Here is a 16,543-nt window from a genome sequence, read left to right on the forward strand (position 1 = left end):
ATTAAAGTAGAATTATTCTTATATTTATGATTTATCTCTTCTTTTTCTATTAGGAAATTGACAGGTCTTAATTTTTAAAGTTTATTATGAAAACATCTACTAGAACTGAGCTACTTGAACACTCAAGAGCTAAGGTTGAATTATTTAAAACCTATTTATCAACTTATCTAAATATAATTTCAAGAGTCAAGCACATCAAAAAAATACATATTTATGACTTGCTTTGTGGTGAGGGTGTATATAGCGACAATTCTGAAGGTAGCCCGATAGCCATATTAAAAACAATTAAAGATCACTATTTTTCAAATAATAAATCTTGTCCAAATATAGACCTTTGGTTAAACGACAATGGACTATCTGATATTGAATCTAATAAATCAAAAATTCAAAGAGTTAAAGAACACTCAAAAGATATTTACAAACCTTCTAATTTAAATATTCAGTTTACAGAAATAGATTATTCAAAAATTTATAAATCAGTTTTAGATAAAGTAGAGTCATTTTCTGAAGACAAACATATAATTTTTATTGATCCTCACGGATATAAGAACATAAAACTAAGTCAAATAACTCAATTACTCAACTTTGGGAATTCTGAAGTTATACTTTTTTTGCCATTATTTGATATGTACCGTTTTGCAAATAAAAGTTATGATAAAAATTTTAAAGGAGGAAAATCTTTAAATTCTTTTTTAAATGACTGCTTCTATAATAAGCAAATGAACTTCACTACTGTTTTTGATTTTACTGAAAAATTAAAAGGTGCTTTTGTTAATCATAATACTAAATGTTTTGTAGATACGTTTCTATTAGAAAAAGAAAAGAGTAATTACTATGGTCTTTTCTTTTTTACTCCAAATGCTCTTGGTTTTGAAAAAATGCTTGAAGCTAAATGGAAAGTTGATACTGATCAAGGTCGCGGATTTAGCATTAGAATTGAAAATCAAAGTTCATTGTTTCAAGTATTAGAGACATCTAGTTATCCAACTGAACTTATTACTTTTCTAAAAAACGGACATAAAACTAACAGTGAATTGTATATTTTTGGTTTAAAAAAAGGATATTTACCAAAACATACTATTGAAATTTTAAAACCTCTTAGAAAAACAAACAAGTTATTAGTTAAAGATTTAGCTGGTATAATTATGCCAAAAAACGGTTATTATTTAGCTTATGAAAATTACAAAACTAATCCTGTTAAGATAGTTAAATACTTTTTAAATTAAGTACTATGAAAAAGACAAAAATAGAGTGGACTGAAGCTACATGGAATCCGACTACTGGTTGTACTAAAGTTTCTGCTGGTTGTAAACATTGTTATGCTGAAACTATGTCTTTTCGTTTAAAAGCGATGGGTACTGCTGGTTATGAAAATGGATTTGAATTCTCATTAATGCCAGAACGTCTAACTCAACCATTAAATATTAAAAAGCCAACTCGTTTTTTCGTGAACTCAATGAGTGACTTGTTTCATGAAGACATGCCATATGACTATTTAGATAGAGTTTTTGATGTAATGGAACAAACACCTAGACATCAGTATCAAATATTAACAAAACGAGAAACTATACTAGCAGATTATTGTAAAACCAGAAAAATACCTGATAATGTTTGGTTGGGAGTTTCAGTTGAAAACCAAAAAACTAAAAACAGAATAGATGTTTTAAGAAACATTGACGCTAAGATTCGTTTTCTCTCATTAGAACCATTATTGGAAGATTTAGGCAAACTTAACTTGTCAAATATTCATTGGGCTATAGTTGGTGGAGAAAGTGGTCCGAAAGCGAGACCAATGAAAGCTGGATGGGCAATTAATATTAGAAATCAGTGTTTAGAACAAGACGTACATTTCTTCTTCAAACAGTGGGGTACATGGGGAGCAGATAATGTAAGAAGAAGCAAAAAAGCTAATGGAAGACTTTTAGAAGGCACAGAATGGAATCAGTATCCAGCAGTGCTAGAAAGTCTTTAAATTCAATCCACTAAATCTTCCTCAAAATACCACCAAAGGCTAGAATCGATTGATTGTTTCATTTTATTAATATCAATACCTTCTTTCAAGAATACGGTAATGTTTTCGCCTACACGATTCTGTCCAATACTTTCTCTTAACTCTATCTCTTCTATTTCTTTGAAATGTCCTAGATGCTTTTTAATTCGTTCGTCTAACGATTCATCACTTAAGAAGATTTTGATGGTAGCTTGCGTTGGGGAATTTCTAATTTCAGATCTAAATGGAAGCATAAGCATAAATTTTAAATAAGACAATCGATAATTGCAAATGCAATAGCCTAAAGTTAATGATTTAATTAATATCTTTTGAAATTAAATTACTAATTATGAGTCATCAAAGAATTAACACCATAAAAAAACTACTAACTGAAATAGAAAAAAACATTCCACTTAAAGACAAAAGAAACCCATCAATTACGAAAACTGATATTGGTTGGCAACTAGATCATAGTCTAAAAGCAATAAACGGTATTTCAACTATTTTAGCTAAAACAGATCCAAAGGAATATAAAAAAGATTTCAATTTCAAGCGCATGGTTCTCTTTACCCTATCCTTTATACCTAGAGGTCTTGGAAAAGCTCCAAAAACAGTAATACCTCCAGACAACATAACTACAGAAGATTTGCAAGCACAATTACATAGCGCCAAAAACCATATTGATAGCCTAAACCAAGTTCATGAAAAAGCCTATTTCAATCATCATATATTCGGAACCTTAAACAAAGCTAAAACATTACGCTTTTTAGAAGTGCATACAAAACATCATTTAAAAATTGTAAATGATATTTTGAAGCAATAAAAAACCCTTTCTGTTTCCAGAAAAGGTTTAATTCCCTTCGACTTGCTCAGGGTAAATTTTAAAGAAATTATTTCTTAAACCTCAAAAGGCTCTATAGAAACATACGATTTGTTATCTTTTTTCTTAGTGAATTTTACAACACCATCAACATAAGCGTGTAATGTATGATCTTTTGAAGAATACACATTTTCACCTGGATGATGTGTATTTCCTCTTTGTCTTACGATAATATTTCCAGCTAATGCAGCTTGACCACCAAATATCTTAACACCTAAGCGTTTCGATTCTGATTCTCTACCGTTTTTCGAACTTCCGACTCCTTTTTTATGTGCCATTTTATTTCGATTTTAATTTTATTATTAACTTAAAGCAGCTATTAAATCGGCCTTCTTCATAGAAGAAATTCCTTCAATCCCTTTAGCTTTAGCCATGGTCTTTAATTCAGCAACTGTTAATTTGCTTAAATCTTGAGTAGCTTCTGCAGTTTTTGTTTCAGCTTTTGGAGCCTCAACTTGTGGTTCTGCTTTTTTAACTTCTTTCTTTGGTGCAGCTTTTTTAGCTCCACTTGCAACAATGCTTTCAATTACAATTTCAGATAAAGACTGTCTGTGTCCGTTTTTTACACGGTAACCTTTACGTCTTTTCTTCTTGAAAACTATTACTTTATCACCTTTAAGGTGCTTTAAGACTTTTGCTCCTACTTGAGCTCCGTCTATAGCCGGGGCGCCTACAGTTATATTGTCACCATCTCCTACTAAAAGAACATTATCGAAAGAAACTTTCTTACCTTCTTCAGTTTGTAAACGGTTAACAAAAACTTTTTGGTCTTTTTCAACTTTAAATTGATGCCCTGCTATCTCTACAATTGCGTACATAGCGTAACGTTTTTATTAATTAATTTTGTTCAAAAATGAGTGCAAATATACTCCTAATTAATTAAACTACAAACGTTTTTTTAATTTTGAATAATATTTCTACTGTTTTTAAAAAGCTGCATTACCGATAGCACACAAACTACTGTTGTAGCTAGACCCATAACCAAAACCACAAATGTTACCATTCCAATATCGGCATTAAAACCACCATTTATTATTTGAAGTAATTCTGGCAAAAAGGAGGCATTAATTTCGGTAGCATAAAACAGAAAAAAAACGGTAAATATTAAGGTTGCTATAAACCCTGTAATAATACCTGTTTTAAATCCTTCCCCATAAGAAAAATTATTAGGGTCTTCAAGCTTTTTTAAGCGTATCACTTCATAAATCCCGAAAGCCGTTATAATAGCATTAAAAAAACTAAAAGCAGGATTGGTATGCTTATTAAATAATGCTAGAATTAAAAAATATGCAATTAATACAACACTGGTTACTAAACCAAAACGAATAGGAAGCGATAAATTTTTCATAATTAAACGGAATTGATTGTCTTAAATTTCGTGAAAAATTGCCTATTAAAATAATTTAGGGTTAATTATTTAAGCTCGCTAACTGTTTTTGAAGCGCGTTTATGTGATAAATAAACCCATTTAGCATAAATATCTTTCATAAACTCTTAACTAATCAGTACTAAAAACTGTTAAATTCAATGTAATAAACGCCTTTATTTAGTAATTTTACACAGAACTTAATACTTAATAATAATGAAGACATTTAGAAACATTATATCTATTATGGTTTTAACTTTATTTTTAGTGAATTGTAAAAATGAAGCTAAGCCAGTAATTAAAACTGTTGAAACTGAAACTGCTGCTGTAAAAGAATTAGATCCTAATGCATCATATGCAAAAGCAGAATTCACTATTGATGGTATGACCTGCGAAATAGGCTGTGCAAAAACAATTGAAAAGAAAATCTCTAAAATGGAAGGCGTTAAATCTGCAACTGTAGATTTTGGAAGAAAACTAGCCATGGTTGAATATAATGAAGCTAAAGTAACCACAGCTTCGCTAGAAAACACTGTTACCAATGTTGCTGATGTTTATAAAGTAAGCAACATGCAAACTGTTGATTCATTTTCTACAAGTAAATCTTGTGATAAAGAATGTTGCGCTGGAAAAACAGATGAAGAAAAAGCAAATTGCAAGAAAGCTTGTTGTGCAAATAAAACAGACGCAGAAAAAAAAGCCTGTGCTGCAGATTGCAAAAAAGAATGCTGTGCTAAAAAAGCTTAAAAACTCAGTTTAAAAATAAACAAAAAGAGGTTGTCTAAAAAGGTATCATTCCGAACAAAGTGAAGGAATCTTTCAAACTCAAGTTGTTGATTATGAGATTACTTCGAAATCAAAATTTCTCGTAATGATTTATAATTGTTACTTTTTAGACAGTCTCTTTTTATTTCCACTTAACAGTTTCCATGATATGCTGAATGTCTTTCTGTAAATAATGTGCAGCAGGAAGAATTGAATCATAATTAGGCTTAGCATAAAAATACAAAGAGCCTGTTAAAAAATGATTCACGCTATCGGTTACATAAAACTGAGATTGCGAAGCTGCATTACCTCCTATTTCATATAGCATTCCGTAAACTTTATCTTGCTTATTGGCATATTCTTTCTCTTTAATTTCATCTGCTTTAACAGTATGTTTTTGAGTGAAATTTTGAGCATCACGTAAAAAATCTATGAGATTTTTTTCGTCTTTTTCAATTGCTTTATAAGTTAAAAAAATGGTTCCTCTTAAAGTTGGATATTCTAAATTAACACCAAAACTTTCAGTGGTTGCTATAACTTTTTTAGAACTTATTTTTGTTGCTAACATGTTATTTTCAAACGAAAAAGGTAAGTCTAAATTCGCTTTAACATATTTTGCCGCTGGATAATCTAAGCGTAAATATGCTTTTGGCTTTGGCACAACATCTTCACCACAAGAAACACACATAGCTAGAACAAATAATACCAAATAAATATTGTATTTCATTAAGTAATAGTGAATTTAACAAGCTTAATACGTTTTTTATCTAAAGCTTCTATAGTGAAAACGTAATTCTGGAAATTTATTTTACTACTTAACTTAGGAAAGCTTCCTGATATTTCTAAAACAAACCCAGCAATAGTTTCAGCTTCTCCTTTATTTTCTTCAAAAATAGATTCGTCTTCAGTTCTAATTACCTTATAAAAATCCTTTAAAGCTGTTTTGCCTTCAAAGACATAATTATGTTCATCTAATTTTGAATACATTAGGTCTTCATCATCAAATTCATCACTTATATCTCCAACAATTTCTTCAATAATATCTTCTAAAGAAATAAGCCCTGAAGTTCCGCCATATTCATCTACTACAACTGCTAAATGGACTTTCTTTTCTTGGAATTCTGCCATTAAATCATCCAATTTTTTATTCTCTGGCACAAAAAATGGTTCGCGTATTAAGCTTACCCAATCAAATTGTTTCCTGTCTATATATGGCAGCAAGTCTTTTACATAAAGAATCCCTTTTATAGTATCAATATTGTCCTCAAATACGGGGATTCTTGAATACCCGTTTGAGATAATCTCAGGCATAATATCGGTATACTTTTGATCAATATTAAGAGCAAAAATATCTATACGCGGTCGCATAACTTGCTTTGTATCTGTGTTTCCAAAAGAGACAATCCCTTGCAAAATTTTCTGTTCTTCCTTTGTTGTATCCTCTTCACTTGTTAGCTCTAAAGCTTGCGACAATTGATTTACACTAAGATTAGATTTTTGCTTGCCTAATTTATTATGAATCCCTAAAGTAATGCTTCGCATTGGTAAGCTTATTGGGGATAGCACCACGTCTAAAACCCGCAATGGTAAGGCCAAAAATGAGACGAATTTTAATTTATTTCTACTAGCATAAATCTTTGGTAAAATTTCACCGAATAATAAAATTAAAAACGTAACTATTATAACCTCTAAAGTGAATCTGAGAATTGAATTCGATATACTTTCGAACATACTAGTCCCTAAATAAGCAAACAATATAACAATAGCAATATTTATAAAATTGTTAGCTACTAAGATTGTTGCTAATAATTTTTTAGGGCGTTCTAAAAGTTTGGAAATTATCTCTATGCGTTTAGAATCTTGTTCTAAGCCTTCATCAATATCTGTTCTTGTAAGAGAAAACAAAGCCACTTCTGCTCCAGATATTAATGCCGAACATATTAAAAGCAAAAATAATAACGCAAATCCACCTGCAATTGAGAAATCAACTGTCATTATTAACGATATAATACTCGAAGGGTCAGGATCCAAATAAATGGGTATTAATTAAACAAAAAAATAAATTTTCTAGTTTACTTATTCTAAATATTAAAGTTTGAAAAATCCATTTAAATTAAAACGGGAGATCATCATTATCTTCTCCAACTGACTCAGCATTTACTTCTGGCTTTACAACTGGGGTTGGTTCTGCAACTTTATTGGAAGCATTTGCATCACTTTCTTTTTTGGTCGATAAAAAAGTAAAATCTGTACATTGAACTTCGGTAGAATACCTGTCATTCCCTTTATCGTCTTGCCACTTTCTTGTTTTTAATCGCCCTTCTATATATACTTTATCTCCCTTACTTAAATACTTTTCACAAATTTCGGCGCCTTTATTTCTAACAACAATATTATGCCATTCTGTATTTGAAATTCGCTCGTTAGTTTGCTTATTTGTGTAAGTTTCGTTTGTAGCTAATGGGAAACGGCCAACACAACCACCTCCTTCAAAATAATGCATTTTCACCTCATCACCCAAATGCCCAATTAGCATCACTTTATTTAATGTTCCAGACATAATTTATTTTATTTAAAAAAGCAAAATTAACTAATTGCTTATCATTTTTTTAAAATTAGTAAAAAAATATGATTGTTATAACTAAACTATTAAAAATTAAAGCTTTCTATAAAATTCCCTATTAAAATAGGAACTGCAAAATCTCTAATTTTATTAATACTTACTTTATTACTAGTATGTAGCGTTGGAACATTTACAATCCAAAATTTTGTGTATAAATGTTGATGAGACAATTTATGTACAATAACATCTTCATTATATAAAGATAGACTATATGAAATATGCCTCAATAAATCATGATTTTTAACACAGTCTTTAAATCCTTCAATGCCTATATTTTTATTCGTTTCTACTAATGGGAATTGATATAGATTTTGCCATATCCCCTTACCTTCTCTTTTCTCTAAGATTGTTTTTCCGTCTTCAGTAATAAACACTAGAAAATTAAAATATTTCTTTTTTGCTTTAGTTGGTTTTATCTTAACGGGTAATTTTGATATCCTATTTTTATTAAATGCTATACACTTGCTATTAAAAGGACATGTAATACAATCTGGATTATTAGGCGTACATTTAATTGCCCCAAACTCCATAATTGCCTGGTTAAAATTAGCAGGTTGCTTTTTATCAATAAGTTCTTGTGCTATTTTTTTAAATTCCTTAGCGCCTTTTGTGGAGTTAATTGGTGTATCAATTCCAAAAAAACGAGAAAGGACTCTATATACATTACCATCGACTACTGCTGTTTCTTCACTAAAACAAATTGAGGCAATGGCACTTGCTGTATAATCGCCAACACCCTTTAATTTTAATAGGTCTTTATAATTGTCTGGAAACTTGCCATCTAGATTTTCAACAATATGCTTTGCAGTTGCATGTAAATTTCGTGCTCTTGAATAATATCCTAGTCCTTGCCATAATTTAAGCACCTCACTTTCATCTGCACTTGCAAGATAAAAAACCGATGGGTATCTATCTAGAAACGATTTATAATATGGCAACCCTTGTTTTACTTGTGTTTGCTGTAAAATAATTTCGGATAACCAAATACAATAAGGATCTTTCGTTTGCCGCCAAGGCAAAATACGCTTATTAATTGAATACCAATTGATTATAATTTTCGAAAAATGCATTAATAGAAATTAATATGCACGCAAAAATAAACCTTTATAATCTTAAATTTTAATGAATTAGGTTTGAAATATTGAATTTTAAATTCCTATATTTGCATCCCTTTAAAAACTTATATAATAACTAAAAATAAAATATAAAAAATGACGAAGGCTGATTTAGTAGCAAAAATTTCTGAAAAATTAGGAATTGAAAAAGGAGATGTTCAAGCAACTGTTGAAACATTTATGGAAGAAGTAAAAACTTCTTTAGAAAGTGGCGATAATGTATACTTAAGAGGTTTTGGAAGCTTCATAATTAAAACTAGAGCCGAAAAAACTGGTAGAAATATTTCTAAGAATACCACTATTAAAATTCCTGCACATAATATTCCTGCATTTAAGCCAGCAAAAGTTTTTGTAGAGGGCGTTAAAACAAATGTAGACGTTAAATAAGCATTAAAAATAAATTATTAATTTAAAAGACACTATTTATGCCAAGTGGTAAAAAACGTAAAAGACATAAGGTTGCTACGCATAAGCGTAAAAAACGTAGACGCGCTAATCGTCACAAAAAGAAAAAATAAATCAAAAAAGTAGTTAAACTAACTACTTTTTTAGGTTTTAAAAACAACAAGTTCTTTGAAATGAGTTCAATAATTTTTTAGCACCTTTTGGGTGTATTTTGAACTCCACGGATTAAAATCCTGTGATAAAAAATAATGTATAATCCATCTGTCATGTTTAATACGTGATGGAATAAAATTAACTAAATGGATAAAGAATTGATTATTCGATCTAGTTCCGAGCATGTTGATTTTGCCTTATTAAAAGATGGAAAACTTATTGAATTACAAAAAGATGAAGATGATAATAACTTCTCGGTTGGCGATGTGTTTATAGCCAAAATTCGAAAAGCTGTTCCTGGACTAAATGCTGCATTTGTTAATGTAGGTTATGAAAAAGATGCGTTTTTGCATTATCATGATTTAGGTCCAAAATTACCTTCTCTTTTAAAATTCACAAAACGTGTAAGCACAGGTAAACTAAAAGATTTTTCTTTAAAAAACTTCCCATTTGAAAAAGATATTGAGAAAGATGGCAAAATTGCCGACGTCTTAAAATCTAATCAGTCGCTATTAGTACAAATAGTAAAAGAACCAATATCAACTAAAGGCCCTAGAATAAGCTCCGAGCTTTCTATTGCTGGTAGATATATTGTTTTAGTTCCTTTTTCTAGCCGCATTTCTATTTCACAAAAAATAGAAGACCGCGAAGAAAAAGACCGATTAAAACGATTGGTTAAAAGTATCACACCGCAAGGTTTTGGTATTATTGTTCGTACAGTAGCACAAGGCAAAAAAGTAGCAGAGCTAGATAAAGATTTACAAAATTTGCTTAGTCGTTGGACGGCAATGTGTAAAAAGCTACACAAAGCGCATCACCCTAGTAAAGTATTAGGAGAAATGAATAAAGCCTCGTCAATTTTACGAGATATATTTAATGACTCTTTTACAGGAATTACTGTCGATGATGAAGAGCTCTATTATCAAATTAAAGATTACGTGCAAGAAATTGCACCAGAAAAAGAATCAATAGTTAAATTGTATCAGTCTAAAAATCCAATTTTTGAAAAATTTGGAATTGAAAGACAAATTAAAACCTCCTTTGGTAAAACCGTTTCTATGGCAAAAGGCGCCTATTTGGTAATTGAACATACCGAAGCACTGCATGTTATAGATGTAAACAGCGGTAATAGATCTAACAAAGCAAACAACCAAGAGGACACAGCATTAGAAGTTAATTTAATTGCAGCAACAGAAATGGCGCGCCAATTGCGATTACGCGATATGGGTGGTATTATAGTTGTTGATTTTATTGATATGACCAATGCTGCAAACAGGCAAAAATTGTTTAACCACCTTCGTGATGAAATGAAGGATGACAGAGCTAAACATAAAATATTGCCTCCAAGTAAATTTGGATTGATACAAATAACAAGACAACGTGTACGACCAGAAATGAACATTAAAACCAGAGAGGAAAACCCTAATGGCATTAATGGTTCTGAGGTTGAAGCACCCATAGGATTGGTGCAAAAAATAAATCACGATCTTGAGGGACTATTAAAAAAAGACTATAAAAAGTTGACTTTAAACACACATCCTTTTATAGCAGCCTTTTTAACAAAAGGTTTTCCATCTGTACGTTCAAAATGGTTTTTTGAACACAAAAAATGGGTTAAAGTTTTACCAAGAGATGCTTACACATACCTTGAATATCATTTTTTCGATAAAAATGGTAAACAAATTAAATAATTAAAAACCCGCTACTTTTAATGTTTGCGGGTTTTTTTGTTTTTTAACTTAATTGGAATTAATTATTTTTCCTGACCCAGAAATATTAGCCTCTATAACTGGTGCTCCTATGTAATACACATCTCCACTTCCTTCAATACGAACATTTAAATTATTAGTGCAATTGACTTTACAATCACCACTTCCAATGATATTTACATTACAATCATTTATTGTAAATAAAAGTCCTTCAAAATTTCCACTACCCTCATTTTTTAAAGTAAGGCTTTTGGCACCCCCTTCAATACTAATATCTCCTGTGCCAGAATTATAAACATAAAAATCCCCAATAGTGTCAACATCTATTATTGTAATATTTCCAATACCAGAATTCTTAATACTATTAATGCTTGGAACAATAATATTGACTTTTAGACTAATGCCTCGATAATTATAATCATCATCAAGATAAAGTTTTAACTCATCATCTTCAACGTTGGTTTTTACTTCGTTAATTATATTATCATCTGCAATTACTTCTATAGATTGAGAAGCTCCTTGTGTAATTATTACATTAAAAACACCTTCACTATCAACTTTAGTGAAATTTGCAACATTTCTAAACTCTGAAGTAAGACTACCTGAACCAGTAATGGTATCTCTTGAGCATGAAGATAGAAAGGTCAATAATAAGGCTATGGGTAAAATAACTAGGTTTTTCATTTTGTTTGTAATTATATTTAATTCATTATTTAGTTTTACTGTAGGAATCCAATGGAAATTAATAGGAGACCATCCTTCTTTGTGATTTTTCAAATAAACTGTACTCTCTTTCTTTCCTGAATACACATGTTTCGTTTTAATAGTTTTTGTTTTCATTTATATTAAAATTTATTGTTTTTATTTATCTGTAATTATAGTGAATGCTGTTTATTGGCTAGAACTCAATTTTATAACTTAAATTTGGGATAACGACTTTACTGAATTTAGTTTCTACTAGACCAGTATTTAAATTGTATATATCTTTATCAAACTCCTTAGTTTGTCCTGAATTTAAAACTTGTAATGACCAAACAGACGCATGTTTTTTCTTATTTTTTCTGAAAGAAACTGAGAAAGAAGTTATTGGCACATCATTAAATTTTTTTGCAAATGAAAGCTCACCATTTGTTTCTCCATAAACAACATCTTGTTTATCTATTGACCTTTGCTCATCTATAGATTCGATTCGGTTTCCGCCAAGGTAATTAAGTCTAATATTGGCACTTAATAAGTTGTTCTTACTTTTGCCTACTTGCCACTCTTTACCAATCAATGCATTTATAACATAGTTTTTATTGAATATGGTGTTTCTTTCTACTCCATCAATAGCAGTATATTTTGAATCAAAAAAGGAAGCCGATAATACATAATAAAGCCCTTTGTTTAAATAACGCTCAAGCGATAAATCGACACCTATATTTCTTCCTTTACCAGAGCTTAATAACTCATAATCAAAAAATAGACTGTTTTCAAGATTAAGCGTTGATATATAACCCGTTGGAGCTACAGGAACATCTGTTAAAGATTGATAATAAGGCTCTATAATTATTTTTAAATTGTTAGTAGGCATATAATCATATGAAATCACAAAATGATTAGATTTCATTAGCTTTAAATCTTTGTTAGGCTGACTACCGTTTACATTTACAAAATATATTGGTAGCGATTCAATTCTACTATGTCTTCCATACGCAAATGATAAATTTTGTTTTTGATTTAGGTTATATTTTAATGCTATACGTGGTTCAAGAGAATGATCTTTGTTTAATTCGAAATATTGGAAATGTAGACCTGCATTTAATACTAGTTTTTGGTTTAGCTTAAATTTTGATTGACTAAAAAATTGATATAACATTGAATTCCCTTTTCCATCTACAATAGTCTTGAGAGTTGAATCTAGTGTTTCAAATCCGTTTTTGATTTCCAAATCATAGCCTAAACGATTTACATAAAACCCTGTTCTATTGTAATGATTATTATTAAAATATGTATTAATCTGTGATTGAAATGTCAACTTATAAGTGCTTTTTTTAGAATCTGAAGGAAATGTTTCTTCAAGATCATCCTCCAAGTATTGCTCTTTAAAGGTTATCCCATTTCCAGAAAAAGCTAAAGTTGAATTAAGAAATGATTTATCACCTATTGATAGTTTATGATTTAAACCTGAACCTAATAAATACTGACTCAATTGAGAACTCCATCTATCATCATCCGACTCCCATTTTTCTTGCTCTAAGGCCTCAGAATCAATACTATCATATGCCCCAATTCCCCAAATAGAAAACGTTCCTGTATTTTTTGTTGGAAGCTTAATTTTGTATGATAAATCCTGATACTTAAGTATTCCTGCATCACTTGGTAAAAAAGGCGTTATAAGTGCTAATGTTGAGTAACGATAATTAACCAAATAAGTAGCATCTTTCCCTTTTGTAAAAGGACCCTCAGTAGCAAAATCAATACCTAGAATTCCAGCTTGAGCAGTGTACTCTCGTTTCGATTCGTTTCCTGATCGTAGATTAATATCGAACACTCCAGATGTAGCATTTCCATATTCTGCTGGAAAAGCACCCGTATAAAAATCACTATTACCCATTACTTGACTACTCAATACGGTTAAAGCGCCTGCACCTGCAATTTCTAAATCGGCAAAGTGATTTGGGCTGGGTATTTCTACACCTTCAATTCTCCATAATAGCCCTGAAGGACTATTCCCTCTTACCGAAATACCATTACTACTAATAGAAGGTGCCGCTACTCCAGCAAACGAAGAAACCAAACGTGCCGGATCATTTAATCCTCCTGCAAAGCGCTCTGATTCTTCAACAGTAAATTGTCGACTGCTTAAAGTTGCCATCGTGTTAAGAGGTTTTTCTTTCTGTCTTTTTGGTGTTAACACAATCTCATTTAATTGTGTTGCAACTTCTTGAAGTTTAACGTTAAATAAAACTTGTTTTCCTGAACTTACTAGAATATCATTAATATGAATAGTTTCATAACCAAGCATTGAGACTTTAAAGCTTCGTCTACCAACAGGCACATTTTTCATAAGAAAACCACCATCGAGGTTAGACATAGTTCCTATTAATGGTTGAGAGTCAATAAGGGTAATATTTGCTCCAACTATTGGTTCTTGAGTAATTTTGTTAAAAACCTTGCCTTTAACTGTTTGTGTGATGTCTTGTGAAAAAGACAACCCGAAAAACCCTATTACACATACAAGTGTTAATAATATTTTTTTCATGATATATTGTTTGTTTGATTAAAAAAGAATGCTTTATCGTTTAGAATGATATAAAGTGCAAACACTATTAATAAACAGGTTTGAATAACCTTACTCATTGGATGTGTTGCAAATATTTCGTTAAAAAAACCTGCTGCTATATGAAAAAGAATAGGCAGAATAATGTTACGGTTGGCTTTATAATAAATCCAATTCATTATGATTACAAAAGGAAAAAGACTTACAATAAAATTCAGAGAATAAATCCAACCCTCTTCAACTAGATTGCTATGGTAATAATTATTGATGCTTGCTAGTGGTAAATGCCAAATCCCCCAGAATAAAGCAAACAGAATAGATGTTTTTAAAAGATTGTGTCGTGAACGTAAAGAATCTGTTCCGTATGAGTGCCATGCCAATTCTTCAAGAAGTGGAGCAATAATGAGCATAAACCAAACTGGGAAAACGCCTGACGTAAAAGAAAATGAGTTTGCAAGTTGGAACTGCTCTATACTATAACCAAATAAAAGGGAAACTGCTTGTGCTATTAAAATGCTAAATGGCATCAGAATAATTGTAAGTATAATGTAAACTGAATTGATGCCTTTAAAATTAAAGAAACGCTTCTTTAAATCATGTACCATTTGTTTATTGCCTTTGGCAAGAAAAAGGGTAATAATAACTGGAGCTAATAATCCCAAAAAGGCTACAATACTAGACCATAATTGAGGTGCTTTACTTCTGGTTTCAATATGGCTTATATAACCAGCGATAAACCACAATACCCATGGTATTAAAGTTGATAAGCCAAAAAATAATCCTGATTTTTTGTAAATATGGATATTCATAACGTTTCACTTTTGAAATGTTTATGATGCAAAGATTCATCATAAACAAAGGGGAATCGCCCGAACGTGAAAGACTGAACTTTTTTAAAGTGCGAACGTAAAGGATAGGACTAGAAATAGATTATTTTACGGAGTACGACACACAAAAAATTATTTATTTTTGAATGATAGGAATTATTTATTGTTCCTTTAAATTGGTAATATACTGGGAAGGTGTAACAGATTTAAACTTTTTAAAAACACTATTAAATGTAGATTTAGAATTAAACCCAGAGTCATAAGCATGACCAAGTAAACTGAAGCTTTTGTTTCTCTGTGCTTTTAATATAAATTCTTCTACTCTGTACTTATTTACAAAATCATGAAAGTTTACTTCTTCATACTGATTGATAATTTGGGATAAATGGTTGTTTGATATGGATAATCTTTTTGCAAGTTCAGTTAACGTAAGTTTCGGGTTTAAAAAAGGCTTATCATCATTCATCAACTGTAATAATTTATCATGCTTCTCTTTAGCTACCTCAATCTTTAAGCTTGATTTTTTATACAAACTCACTGTTTTAACAAGCTCTTCTTCGTTTAACTTTGTATTCGAAAATAAATCTTGTTGCCGTATTCCCGAATATCCAACAAAAACGACAAAACCAACAATAATTGAATAAAACAAAATATCGGCATTGAACGGAAACTGAAAACCAACTACTTCACGCAAAATAGACACTAAAGCAGCAGTTATAAAAATAGATACAATTCCCAAAATAGCATAGCGCAACCAGTTCAAATTAATACGGTTACTATATGAAAAATTCTCTTCTACAACCCGCTCGCGTTGCACAAGTTTTCGATAAGACAATACCGAATAGCCTATTCCTGATAAAATAAAACCAAGAAGAAGAAGATTAGAAAAAAGGTTATGATCATTAACCAAACCTTTATCAACTTGTACTTTTTCTTCGGCTGTATAGAAAAAATAAAATGGTATCATGTACAAATAGGAAAGCAATGCTGGAGCAAAGTGTAAATAATCTGTTTTTCGTAAACGATTTTTACTTTTTATGGAATACGAAACATATAAATATAGAAACGGTCCATACAAAAACGGTAATGGTGCAGTAATTCCAATTAGGTGTGGGTAAATCTCCCAATACCCTTTGTTGTATATATAGGTGCTTGTTAAATGAATGCCGATAGCAACCAACCAAAGCGATAAAATATTATCAGTAAGGACTTTGTCCTTTTTTGAAAATAAAAGAACCCCTAAAAAGAAAGATAGTACAATACCAATATTTAATACAATTGCCATACTAAAGTTATCTTATAATAATCATGTTTTTTATTCAGATTTTACATTTAGACACCTATCTAAAGATACTTATAATTTGTATTTAATTTTATGTAATATGTTATAAATAGATAAAAAGGGTTTTCATAAAGTCAACAATCAACTAGCTGGATTAGGTATAGTC

18 protein-coding genes are annotated in these 16,543 nt (G+C 30.6%); 6 read left to right on the forward strand and 12 right to left on the reverse strand.

The annotated features are described in order from the left end of the window. The first annotated feature begins 86 nt into the window (after window positions 1-86). A complete protein-coding gene (tcmP, locus tag Q0739_RS10340) occupies window positions 87-1,226 on the forward strand; it encodes a three-Cys-motif partner protein TcmP (RefSeq protein WP_298238655.1) in 1,140 nt (379 codons plus the stop codon). Between the two features lie 5 nt (window positions 1,227-1,231). After that, on the forward strand, window positions 1,232-1,972 hold the full coding sequence (locus Q0739_RS10345) for a phage Gp37/Gp68 family protein (protein WP_298238656.1): 741 nt from the start codon (window positions 1,232-1,234) through the stop codon (window positions 1,970-1,972). A gap of 2 nt (window positions 1,973-1,974) precedes the next feature. Here Q0739_RS10345 and Q0739_RS10350 read toward each other — a convergent pair whose 3' ends face one another. After that, window positions 1,975-2,244 carry a hypothetical protein gene (locus Q0739_RS10350; protein WP_298238657.1) on the reverse strand — a complete coding sequence of 90 codons (270 nt, stop codon included), beginning with the start codon at window positions 2,242-2,244 and terminating at the stop codon, window positions 1,975-1,977. A gap of 95 nt (window positions 2,245-2,339) precedes the next feature. On the opposite strand from Q0739_RS10350, the gene Q0739_RS10355 reads away from it, so the two are divergent. Further along, window positions 2,340-2,813, forward strand: a complete 474-nt coding sequence (locus Q0739_RS10355; protein WP_298238658.1) for a DUF1569 domain-containing protein — start codon at window positions 2,340-2,342, stop codon at window positions 2,811-2,813. Between the two features lie 74 nt (window positions 2,814-2,887). Here Q0739_RS10355 and rpmA read toward each other — a convergent pair whose 3' ends face one another. The 3 genes from rpmA to Q0739_RS10370 form a co-directional block, all read right to left on the reverse strand. After that, entirely contained in the window at window positions 2,888-3,148 is a 261-nt protein-coding gene (gene rpmA / locus Q0739_RS10360) for a 50S ribosomal protein L27 (RefSeq protein ID WP_054728409.1), read from the reverse strand. 24 nt (window positions 3,149-3,172) lie between these two features. Next, the gene (gene rplU / locus Q0739_RS10365; protein WP_298238659.1) at window positions 3,173-3,688 is read right to left on the reverse strand and encodes a 50S ribosomal protein L21; all 516 of its coding nucleotides are present in this window, start codon (window positions 3,686-3,688) and stop codon (window positions 3,173-3,175) included. An 80-nt stretch (window positions 3,689-3,768) separates the two neighbouring features. Continuing rightward, complete coding sequence (locus tag Q0739_RS10370; RefSeq protein ID WP_298238660.1) at window positions 3,769-4,218, reverse strand: DUF4199 domain-containing protein; 450 nt, start codon at window positions 4,216-4,218, stop codon at window positions 3,769-3,771. A gap of 234 nt (window positions 4,219-4,452) precedes the next feature. Here Q0739_RS10370 and Q0739_RS10375 point away from each other — a divergent pair, with 234 nt between their 5' ends. Next, window positions 4,453-4,983: a heavy metal-associated domain-containing protein gene (locus Q0739_RS10375; RefSeq protein WP_298238661.1), complete on the forward strand. Its 531-nt coding sequence runs from the start codon at window positions 4,453-4,455 to the stop codon at window positions 4,981-4,983. 160 nt (window positions 4,984-5,143) lie between these two features. On the opposite strand, the gene gldD is transcribed toward Q0739_RS10375, so the two are convergent. The 4 genes from gldD to mutY all read right to left on the reverse strand — a co-directional run bounded on the left by gldD (window position 5,144) and on the right by mutY (window position 8,694). Then, window positions 5,144-5,728: a gliding motility lipoprotein GldD gene (gene gldD / locus Q0739_RS10380; protein ID WP_298238662.1), complete on the reverse strand. Its 585-nt coding sequence runs from the start codon at window positions 5,726-5,728 to the stop codon at window positions 5,144-5,146. Beyond that, the gene (locus tag Q0739_RS10385) at window positions 5,728-7,032 is read right to left on the reverse strand and encodes a gliding motility-associated protein GldE (protein ID WP_298238663.1); all 1,305 of its coding nucleotides are present in this window, start codon (window positions 7,030-7,032) and stop codon (window positions 5,728-5,730) included. The genes gldD and Q0739_RS10385 overlap by 1 nt, the downstream gene beginning before the upstream one ends. Window positions 7,033-7,114: 82 nt before the next feature. Continuing rightward, window positions 7,115-7,561: a single-stranded DNA-binding protein gene (ssb, locus tag Q0739_RS10390; RefSeq protein ID WP_298238664.1), complete on the reverse strand. Its 447-nt coding sequence runs from the start codon at window positions 7,559-7,561 to the stop codon at window positions 7,115-7,117. An 89-nt stretch (window positions 7,562-7,650) separates the two neighbouring features. Continuing rightward, window positions 7,651-8,694, reverse strand: coding sequence for an A/G-specific adenine glycosylase (gene mutY / locus Q0739_RS10395; RefSeq protein ID WP_298238665.1), 1,044 nt, complete (start codon window positions 8,692-8,694; stop codon window positions 7,651-7,653). A gap of 141 nt (window positions 8,695-8,835) precedes the next feature. Between mutY and Q0739_RS10400 the strand changes: the two genes are divergently transcribed. Then, window positions 8,836-9,126 (forward strand): HU family DNA-binding protein, encoded by a 291-nt coding sequence (locus Q0739_RS10400; RefSeq protein WP_019386001.1) that lies wholly within the window; start codon window positions 8,836-8,838, stop codon window positions 9,124-9,126. 317 nt (window positions 9,127-9,443) lie between these two features. Further along, a complete protein-coding gene (locus Q0739_RS10405; RefSeq protein ID WP_298238666.1) occupies window positions 9,444-10,988 on the forward strand; it encodes a ribonuclease E/G in 1,545 nt (514 codons plus the stop codon). A gap of 48 nt (window positions 10,989-11,036) precedes the next feature. Here the strand turns inward: Q0739_RS10405 and Q0739_RS10410 are convergent, their stop codons facing one another. From Q0739_RS10410 to Q0739_RS10425, 4 genes are all read right to left on the reverse strand, one after another. Beyond that, window positions 11,037-11,846: a head GIN domain-containing protein gene (locus Q0739_RS10410; protein WP_298238667.1), complete on the reverse strand. Its 810-nt coding sequence runs from the start codon at window positions 11,844-11,846 to the stop codon at window positions 11,037-11,039. Window positions 11,847-11,904: 58 nt separating this feature from the next. Beyond that, window positions 11,905-14,250 (reverse strand): TonB-dependent receptor, encoded by a 2,346-nt coding sequence (locus tag Q0739_RS10415; RefSeq protein WP_298238668.1) that lies wholly within the window; start codon window positions 14,248-14,250, stop codon window positions 11,905-11,907. Further along, on the reverse strand, window positions 14,247-15,077 hold the full coding sequence (locus tag Q0739_RS10420) for a CPBP family intramembrane glutamic endopeptidase (RefSeq protein ID WP_298238669.1): 831 nt from the start codon (window positions 15,075-15,077) through the stop codon (window positions 14,247-14,249). The genes Q0739_RS10415 and Q0739_RS10420 overlap by 4 nt, the downstream gene beginning before the upstream one ends. A 178-nt stretch (window positions 15,078-15,255) precedes the next feature. After that, complete coding sequence (locus Q0739_RS10425) at window positions 15,256-16,380, reverse strand: helix-turn-helix domain-containing protein (protein WP_298238670.1); 1,125 nt, start codon at window positions 16,378-16,380, stop codon at window positions 15,256-15,258. Between the last annotated feature and the right edge of the window lie 163 nt (window positions 16,381-16,543).

Source organism: uncultured Algibacter sp. (assembly GCF_947487605.1).
In the GTDB taxonomy this organism is placed as follows: domain Bacteria; phylum Bacteroidota; class Bacteroidia; order Flavobacteriales; family Flavobacteriaceae; genus Algibacter_D.

Coding starts and splice junctions, on each gene's coding strand:
- Q0739_RS10415 (WP_298238668.1), bottom strand. CDS start 14,250: ATGAAAAAAATATTATTAACACTTGTATGTGTAATAGGGTTTTTCGGG.
- mutY (WP_298238665.1), bottom strand. CDS start 8,694: ATGCATTTTTCGAAAATTATAATCAATTGGTATTCAATTAATAAGCGT.
- Q0739_RS10355 (WP_298238658.1), top strand. CDS start 2,340: ATGAGTCATCAAAGAATTAACACCATAAAAAAACTACTAACTGAAATA.
- Q0739_RS10400 (WP_019386001.1), top strand. CDS start 8,836: ATGACGAAGGCTGATTTAGTAGCAAAAATTTCTGAAAAATTAGGAATT.
- ssb (WP_298238664.1), bottom strand. CDS start 7,561: ATGTCTGGAACATTAAATAAAGTGATGCTAATTGGGCATTTGGGTGAT.
- Q0739_RS10420 (WP_298238669.1), bottom strand. CDS start 15,077: ATGAATATCCATATTTACAAAAAATCAGGATTATTTTTTGGCTTATCA.
- Q0739_RS10425 (WP_298238670.1), bottom strand. CDS start 16,380: ATGGCAATTGTATTAAATATTGGTATTGTACTATCTTTCTTTTTAGGG.
- rplU (WP_298238659.1), bottom strand. CDS start 3,688: ATGTACGCAATTGTAGAGATAGCAGGGCATCAATTTAAAGTTGAAAAA.
- tcmP (WP_298238655.1), top strand. CDS start 87: ATGAAAACATCTACTAGAACTGAGCTACTTGAACACTCAAGAGCTAAG.
- Q0739_RS10405 (WP_298238666.1), top strand. CDS start 9,444: ATGGATAAAGAATTGATTATTCGATCTAGTTCCGAGCATGTTGATTTT.
- Q0739_RS10350 (WP_298238657.1), bottom strand. CDS start 2,244: ATGCTTCCATTTAGATCTGAAATTAGAAATTCCCCAACGCAAGCTACC.
- Q0739_RS10375 (WP_298238661.1), top strand. CDS start 4,453: ATGAAGACATTTAGAAACATTATATCTATTATGGTTTTAACTTTATTT.
- rpmA (WP_054728409.1), bottom strand. CDS start 3,148: ATGGCACATAAAAAAGGAGTCGGAAGTTCGAAAAACGGTAGAGAATCA.
- gldD (WP_298238662.1), bottom strand. CDS start 5,728: ATGAAATACAATATTTATTTGGTATTATTTGTTCTAGCTATGTGTGTT.
- Q0739_RS10370 (WP_298238660.1), bottom strand. CDS start 4,218: ATGAAAAATTTATCGCTTCCTATTCGTTTTGGTTTAGTAACCAGTGTT.
- Q0739_RS10345 (WP_298238656.1), top strand. CDS start 1,232: ATGAAAAAGACAAAAATAGAGTGGACTGAAGCTACATGGAATCCGACT.
- Q0739_RS10410 (WP_298238667.1), bottom strand. CDS start 11,846: ATGAAAACAAAAACTATTAAAACGAAACATGTGTATTCAGGAAAGAAA.